The sequence below is a fragment of the Dietzia timorensis genome, from assembly GCF_020742175.1.
GTDB lineage: Bacteria > Actinomycetota > Actinomycetes > Mycobacteriales > Mycobacteriaceae > Dietzia > Dietzia timorensis_A.
This window is the reverse complement of record NZ_DYXM01000231.1, coordinates 1-6,409: the sequence shown is the minus strand read 5'-3', so window position 1 is coordinate 6,409 and position 6,409 is coordinate 1. Positions and strand designations below refer to the sequence as shown.

Here is a 6,409-nt window from a genome sequence, read left to right as displayed (position 1 = left end):
GCGCGCTGTCGGTGGGGCTGGTCGGTCGCGCGCTGGACGTGTCCGAGTCGGCACTGTGGATCTGCGAGCGGACGAGCGAGTTCTCGCCGTGGCAATGCGGGGCCGCGTTGGCCACGGCCGACGATGTGTTGCAAGCGCGCGAGCGGGCGCGCGAGGTGGCGTCGCGGGCGCTGCCGTAGGGGGTTGGCCGTAGGGGGCTGACGCGCGCGGGAGAGTGTCCCGCCTGGGTGTGGACAACGCGGCTGCGGGCGGAGCCGTTGTGGAAGCGCCGTTTTCGGGGCGACCGCCGGTCCTAGCGTCAGTGGTGGATCGACCAGCCACCTCGCGCCGAAGGACCGCCCATGGACCCCGCACGCCCGAACAACAAAGCCGCCTCTGGGACGGCGGACACCGCGGCGCAACCTTGCGTGCCCGCCGAGGTCGCGCTCGACCCCGAACGCCTTGACTCGCTCGCCGGGCGCCTGCAAGATCTCGCGCAGTCGGCAGATGCCGAGCAGCCGGGCCTGAGGCTGATCGGTCCTCCGACACCTGCGGCGCTGGCCGCGGCCGAGACGCCCGGTTCCCGCAGCGCGGCGACGCTCGCGATGGAACGCCTCGCGCGGCTGTGCGCCGACTTCGCCTCCGGTGCCGCGCTGCGCGAGCGCGGAATGAGCCTCGACCGCGAGCTCGCCTGGCTGCGCAGGGAGACCTCGGACATCGGAGCGCTGGCCGCGCGCAGCGTGCGTTCGCTGGTCGGTGTGGACGAGGATGGCGCGGCCGGCGTGGGGGCGGCTCGTGCCGATGACTCGGTTGCGGGCGGGAGGCCGGCGGCATGAGCGCCTCGGTTGCGACCGAGGCCGCGCAGACCGTCGGCGATTCCGCGCGCCGCTGGGGCGTCATCGCGATCGAACTCGCCTCCATATCCGCCGGCATGCGCGACAGCTGGTCCGGTCTCGCCGCGCTGGCCACGTTCGCGCGCCTCGACGAACTCGCCCGCCGCATAGAACGGGCCATCGGCGAACACGCCTACCTCGCTGAGGTTCTCGCCGCCGAAGGTGCGCGCCTCGAGGGGGCCATCGCACGGAGTGATCGCGAGGCCGCTGCCGACGCCGATGCCGCGCTCGTGGCTTTACTCGGGACCGACTGGGAGGCCGATCGGGTGCGGTCACTGCTTCAGGGGCCCGTCGCCGTCGACGAGTCCACCGCTCCGGCAGGGCTGCGCGGGCATGGGCCGCTGCGACCTCCGCCGTCATACCTGGGGGTTGATCCTGCGGTGAGGGCCGCGGCCTGGCACGGGCTCTCGCCGTTCGAGCGTGCGGCGTGGGCGGAGCGCCACCCCGGGCTCTCCGATGGTGCCGGGCTGGCTGCGACGAGCCGCGATGCGCTCAACCGGGTAGAGCTCGCCCGGGCGCTTGGAGGTGGTCCCGCCGGCGCGGACAACAGGACCCACCGCAGGATGACGGCGGCGGCGCGGCATCTCGTGGCCCAACCGGATGCGCGGTTGCTGGGCCTGCGCCCCGACGGGCGCGGGGTGCTCGCCTCGGGCGATCCCGGGGACGCGGATGAGGTGGTCACGCTCGTCCCGGGAACGGGCGCGTCGATGGAGACCATCGATCGCAGCGTCGAGCGGGCGGACGCCGTGTGCGAGGAGCTCGGTGGGCGTGGGAGCGGCGGCGATGATGGCGGGGATATTGGCGGTGAGAGGTGCGTGTCGATCGCGTGGATGGATTACGAGGCGCCCGAGACGATTCCAGCGGCGGCGCTCGATCGCGGGCGGGCCGATGATGCCGCGCCCAGGTTACGCGAATTCCAGGAGGGCCTGCGCGAGATGACCGACGGGCGGCTCGGTGCGATCGGGTACAGCTACGGCGGTGTCGCGCTGGGGCTGGCGGCCAGCGGGAGCGGGGTGTCGGCGGACGAGCTGGCCTTCGTCGCCGCGCCGGGAGTCGGGGCGGAGCACGCGAGCGAGCTCACGCTGCGCGACGGCGAGGGAACTCGGCGTGCGGGCGGCCCGGAGTCGGTGTCCGCGGTGGCGAGCAGGTGGGATCCGATCCCGTGGTGGGCGCTCACGAAGACCTTCGGGCCGGACCCCTCGGGTGCCGATTTCGGCGCGGATTCGAGGCGTCTGGACGGGTTCGTCGGGCACTCGGACTACTTCGATCGTCGCAGCGTTCCGCTGGCGGAGATCGGGGAGGCGCTGGGCGAGTAGAGGTGCCGAGGCCGGTGGGGTGTTGTAATGGAAGACATGAGCGAATCCGTGGAATCCGTGAGCCCGGCGCGGGCGTGGGCGCAGCTCGCCTCCGACCCGCACGCCGTGCTCGTCGACGTGCGCACCGCGAGCGAGTGGAGCTGGGTGGGAGTTCCCGATACGAGCTCGCTCACCTCGCGCATGGTGTTCATCGAATGGGTGCGGGAAACGGGAGAGAAGAACGAGGACTTCTGCTCCGAGCTCACCAAGGCGGGCGTCGGCGAAGAGTCCAACGTGTACTTTCTGTGCCGTTCGGGCGCGCGCTCGCAGGCCGCCGCAGAGGCGTCGGCGTCGATGGTCGGCCAGGCATTCAATATCCTGGACGGGTTCGAGGGGCCGCTCGATTCCGACGGGCATCGTGGGACGAGCACGGGGTGGAAAGCCTCGGGTCTGCCGTGGCGCCAGAGCTGAATAGCCCCTCGCGGGTGTGTCGATAATCGATCAAGTCAATAGAGAAATCAGGTAGAGATGCAAAACAATCGCTTGCCGGACGGGCTGCACCCGGACACTCTCGCCGTGCGCGCCGGACAGGTGCGCACCGGATTCGAGGAGACCAGCGAGCCGCTGTTCCTCAACTCCGGGTACGTGTACTCCGACGCGGTGAGCGCCGAGGCCGCCTTCGCCGGCGAGATCGACCGCTTCGTGTACTCGCGCTACGCCAACCCGACGGTCGACATGTTCGAAAAGCGTCTCGCCGCGATCGAGGGGGCCGAGGCGGCGTACGCGACGGCCTCGGGCATGGCGGCCGTGTTCGTCGCCCTGTCGGCGCTGTGTGCCAACGGCTCGCGGCTCGTGGCCTCGCGCTCGCTGTTCGGCTCCTGTTACGTGATCTGCAACGAGATCCTCCCGCGCTGGGGCGTCGAGACGGTGTTCGTCGACGGCAAGGACCTCGACCAGTGGCGCGAGGCGCTCTCCAAGCCGACGGACGCGGTGTTCTTCGAGACCCCGTCGAACCCGACGCAGGAGCTCGTCGACGTGCGCGCGGTGTGCGATCTCGCGCACGAGGCCGGCGCGACCGTGGTCGTCGACAACGTGTTCGCGACCCCGCTGCTGCAGCGCCCGCTCGAGCTCGGCGCCGACGTCGTGGCCTACTCGGCGACCAAGCACATGGACGGCCAGGGGCGCGTGCTCGGCGGTGCGATCTGCGGCACCGAGGAGTTCATCGGAGGCCCGGTGAAGAACCTCATGCGCCACGCGGGGCCGGGCATGAGCCCGTTCAATGCGTGGATCCTGCTCAAGGGTCTCGAGACGATGCCGCTGCGCGTGCAGCGCATGAACGACTCGGCCTTCGAGGTCGCGAAGTTCCTCGAGAACCACCCGGCCGTGGAGTCGGTGACCTTCCCGATGCTCGACAGCCACCCGCAGGCCGAGCTTGCCCGCGCGCAGATGAGCGGCGGCGGCTCGGTGGTGACGTTCGCGCTCAAGGGCGACACCCCTGAGGACGCGAAGAACGCGTGCTACAAGATTCTCGACGCGGTCGAGGTTATCGATATCTCCAACAACCTCGGCGATGCAAAGTCGCTGATCACGCACCCGGCGACGAGCACGCACAAGTCGATGGATCCGGCCGACCGGGCCGCGATAGGCCTCGGCGACGACATGCTCCGCCTGTCCATCGGGCTCGAGCACGTCGGCGACCTCATCGCCGACCTCGAGCGCGGACTGGCCTGACGCGCTGCTTTTTCCAGTGGGGCCGCTCGCCGAATTCTCGGTGGGCGGCCCTTCGCGTGTGCGGGGGCGGAGCTAGTCCGAGGAGCCCGCGAGATCCGAGGCGAAGATACCCGCCGATATCGGGTGGCGTTCGCCTGCGCGGCGTTCGACGTCATCCACCGAAACGAGGCTGCGGCTACGCGAGAGGATGCGCAGGCGCTGATTTTCGGTGAGGCCACCCCACACGCCGTAGCGCTCGCCGGTCGAAAGTGCGTGGTCGCGGCAGGTTTGCAGCACCGGGCAGTCGCCGCAGATGCTCACTGCCTCGCGCTCGTTCCGGCGGCGCTGGCCGCGCGGAGTGTCCTCCGAATGGAAGAACAGCTCGATGGGGTGCTCCTGGCACGCACCCAACGACCGCCACGCCCAAAAATCGACGGTCGGCACTAACCTCTCGGACTGGATCGACACGAACGACCACCTATCGGCTCGTACGGAGCAGTGTTTACTACATTTCTGGCGCCCGGCGTCTGGCCCGGGCTGCGGGGTCCGATGCCGATGTCCGAGCCCACTTCACGCGCGCGGCAAAGGTTTTCGAACCCTGATTCGTATTGTTTCAGTTCCAGGGTGCGCGTAAGTGAACAATTGGCACACGCGTAGTAAAAAATGGGTGCCGGGGGATCGAAAGGGCGGCGACCAGAGCCCCGGGGCGGGCGGATTCGCCCGCTAGCTTTCCCCGAATTTCCGGACCGGGGAGGTCGGGTCGATGGTCGAGGATTCCGCGCTTTTGTCCTCGTTCGGGGCCGCGGCGTGTGCGGAGATCGGCCACGCGAGGGTCAGCTCGCCGCCCGGGGTCTTCTCCTGGGCGCGCTTGGTGCCGAACTCGATGCACACGGTCTCGGCCTTGCCCGGGGTCGAGGACGTGCCCGCTCCGAGTTCGATGGGGAGTTCGGTGGCCGGGGCGTCGAACGGGCCCGGTTCGCCGTTGCCGACGACGGGCTCGAGGTCCGGGTTGTCGAAGAGCGCGTCCGAACACACGCCGTCCGGCGAGTACGCCATCCGGATCCTCAGGTACTTCGCCGCCTCCGGATCGCCCTGCAGGAGCTGGCCGGTCTCGAACTGGACCTCACTCGGGGACACCGAATCGACGGTGTTGCGCAGCGTGACCGGCTGGTAGACGTTCTGCCTGCCGAGAGCGTCGAGGTTGACGCGGACAGGAAACAGGCCTTGCCCGTTTTTGTCAAGAGGGGAAGTCCAGGTCGCGCCGTAGTCGGACGAGGTTTCCACTGTCCATGCCGAGCCCGTGAGGTGGGTGGCGGAGGTGTCCTTCGCGTCGTCGTCGGACACGAGGGTTACGGCGACTCCGGCGGTGGTTAGGCACGTCAGCGCTGCGAACGTCGACACCGCGACACGGAATCGCATACGCGCGCTCCTTCCGAACCTAGCTACGGCCAGCTTCCTCTAGTCCCATCTGGCCCACGGGACGGCCTACTAGCTCATCCCATATCGGTATCAAATTGTTACATTTCTTTGCGGGCGGACAAAGACGGATCGACGAAATGGGGAACGTCGATGGCGAACCCCCCTCGAATGGGCCTACGGTTGGGGAACTGACCCAAATTTACCGAGGAGGCCTGGCCCGTGGCAGAGGACGTGGCGGAGTTGAAGTTCGGATTCAAGGCTTCCGCGGAACAGTTCGATCCGCGCGAACTCGTCGAGATCGCGGTGCTCGCCGAACAGGCCGGTATGGATTCCGCGACGGTCTCGGACCACTTCCAGCCCTGGCGGCACGACGGCGGACACGCGCCGTTTTCCCTTTCCTGGATGACGGCGGTGGGCGAACGCACCGAGCGGATCCAGCTCGGCACGTCCGTGCTGACCCCGACGTTCCGCTACAACCCGGCGGTCATCGCGCAGGCGTTCGCGACGATGGGCTGCCTGTACCCGGGCCGCGTGTTCCTCGGCGTCGGAACAGGCGAGGCGCTCAACGAGATCGCCACCGGTTACGCGGGCGAGTGGCCCGCGTTCAAGGAGCGCTTCGCGCGTCTGCGCGAATCCGTTCGCCTCATGCGCGCCCTGTGGACCGGAGAGACGACGAGCTTCGAGGGTGACTACTACACGACCAAGGACGCGTTCCTTTACGACGTCCCCGAGGGCGGCGTCCCGGTGTACGTCGCCGCGGGCGGGCCTGTGGTCGCAAAGTACGCGGGCCGCGTCGGCGACGGATTCATCTGCACCTCCGGCAAGGGGATGGAGCTCTACACCGACAAGCTGCTGCCGGCCGTCAAGGAGGGTGCGGGCATCAACGACCGCGACCCGAAGAAGATCGACCGGATGATCGAGATCAAGATCTCCTACGACCGCGACCCCGAGGCCGCGCTGGAGAATACGCGCTTCTGGGCGCCGCTGTCGCTCACCCCGGAGCAGAAGCACTCCGTGGACTCGCCGATTGAGATGGAGCGCCTCGCCGACGAGCTGCCCATCGAGCAGGTCGCCAAGCGCTGGATCGTCGCCTCGACCCCGGAGGAGGTGCTC

Annotated in this window: 7 protein-coding genes; 5 read left to right on the top strand and 2 right to left on the bottom strand. The window is 68.9% G+C overall.

Annotation, left to right across the window (positions count from 1 at the left end; all coding sequences use genetic code 11):
• The first annotated feature begins 341 nt into the window (after positions 1–341).
• From K8V11_RS12220 to K8V11_RS12205, 4 genes are read left to right on the top strand one after another with little or no spacing between them, the layout of a single operon-like run.
• Positions 342–815 carry a hypothetical protein gene (locus K8V11_RS12220; protein ID WP_303914673.1) on the top strand — a complete coding sequence of 158 codons (474 nt, stop codon included), beginning with the start codon at positions 342–344 and terminating at the stop codon, positions 813–815.
• On the top strand, positions 812–2,188 hold the full coding sequence (locus K8V11_RS12215) for an alpha/beta hydrolase (protein WP_303914671.1): 1,377 nt from the start codon (positions 812–814) through the stop codon (positions 2,186–2,188). The genes K8V11_RS12220 and K8V11_RS12215 overlap by 4 nt, the downstream gene beginning before the upstream one ends.
• Before the next feature lie 36 nt (positions 2,189–2,224).
• Complete coding sequence (locus tag K8V11_RS12210) at positions 2,225–2,638, top strand: rhodanese-like domain-containing protein (RefSeq protein WP_303914668.1); 414 nt, start codon at positions 2,225–2,227, stop codon at positions 2,636–2,638.
• Between the two features lie 57 nt (positions 2,639–2,695).
• The gene (locus tag K8V11_RS12205) at positions 2,696–3,898 is read left to right on the top strand and encodes an O-succinylhomoserine sulfhydrylase (RefSeq protein ID WP_303914665.1); all 1,203 of its coding nucleotides are present in this window, start codon (positions 2,696–2,698) and stop codon (positions 3,896–3,898) included.
• A gap of 72 nt (positions 3,899–3,970) precedes the next feature.
• On the opposite strand, the gene K8V11_RS12200 is transcribed toward K8V11_RS12205, so the two are convergent.
• Together K8V11_RS12200 and K8V11_RS12195 are read right to left on the bottom strand one after the other, a co-directional pair.
• Complete coding sequence (locus K8V11_RS12200) at positions 3,971–4,345, bottom strand: WhiB family transcriptional regulator (protein WP_303914662.1); 375 nt, start codon at positions 4,343–4,345, stop codon at positions 3,971–3,973.
• 255 nt (positions 4,346–4,600) lie between these two features.
• Positions 4,601–5,296, bottom strand: coding sequence for a hypothetical protein (locus K8V11_RS12195; protein ID WP_303914659.1), 696 nt, complete (start codon positions 5,294–5,296; stop codon positions 4,601–4,603).
• 231 nt (positions 5,297–5,527) lie between these two features.
• Here K8V11_RS12195 and fgd point away from each other — a divergent pair.
• Positions 5,528–6,409, top strand: an 882-nt coding sequence (fgd, locus tag K8V11_RS12190) for a glucose-6-phosphate dehydrogenase (coenzyme-F420) (RefSeq protein ID WP_303914675.1), incomplete at its 3' end; no start/stop codon positions are given.

What these genes read in the sequence shown, in the direction of transcription:
- K8V11_RS12220 (WP_303914673.1), top strand. Translation starts at nt 342, where the DNA reads ATGGACCCCGCACGCCCGAACAACAAAGCCGCCTCTGGGACGGCGGAC.
- K8V11_RS12215 (WP_303914671.1), top strand. Translation starts at nt 812, where the DNA reads ATGAGCGCCTCGGTTGCGACCGAGGCCGCGCAGACCGTCGGCGATTCC.
- K8V11_RS12210 (WP_303914668.1), top strand. Translation starts at nt 2,225, where the DNA reads ATGAGCGAATCCGTGGAATCCGTGAGCCCGGCGCGGGCGTGGGCGCAG.
- K8V11_RS12205 (WP_303914665.1), top strand. Translation starts at nt 2,696, where the DNA reads ATGCAAAACAATCGCTTGCCGGACGGGCTGCACCCGGACACTCTCGCC.
- K8V11_RS12195 (WP_303914659.1), bottom strand. Translation starts at nt 5,296, where the DNA reads ATGCGATTCCGTGTCGCGGTGTCGACGTTCGCAGCGCTGACGTGCCTA.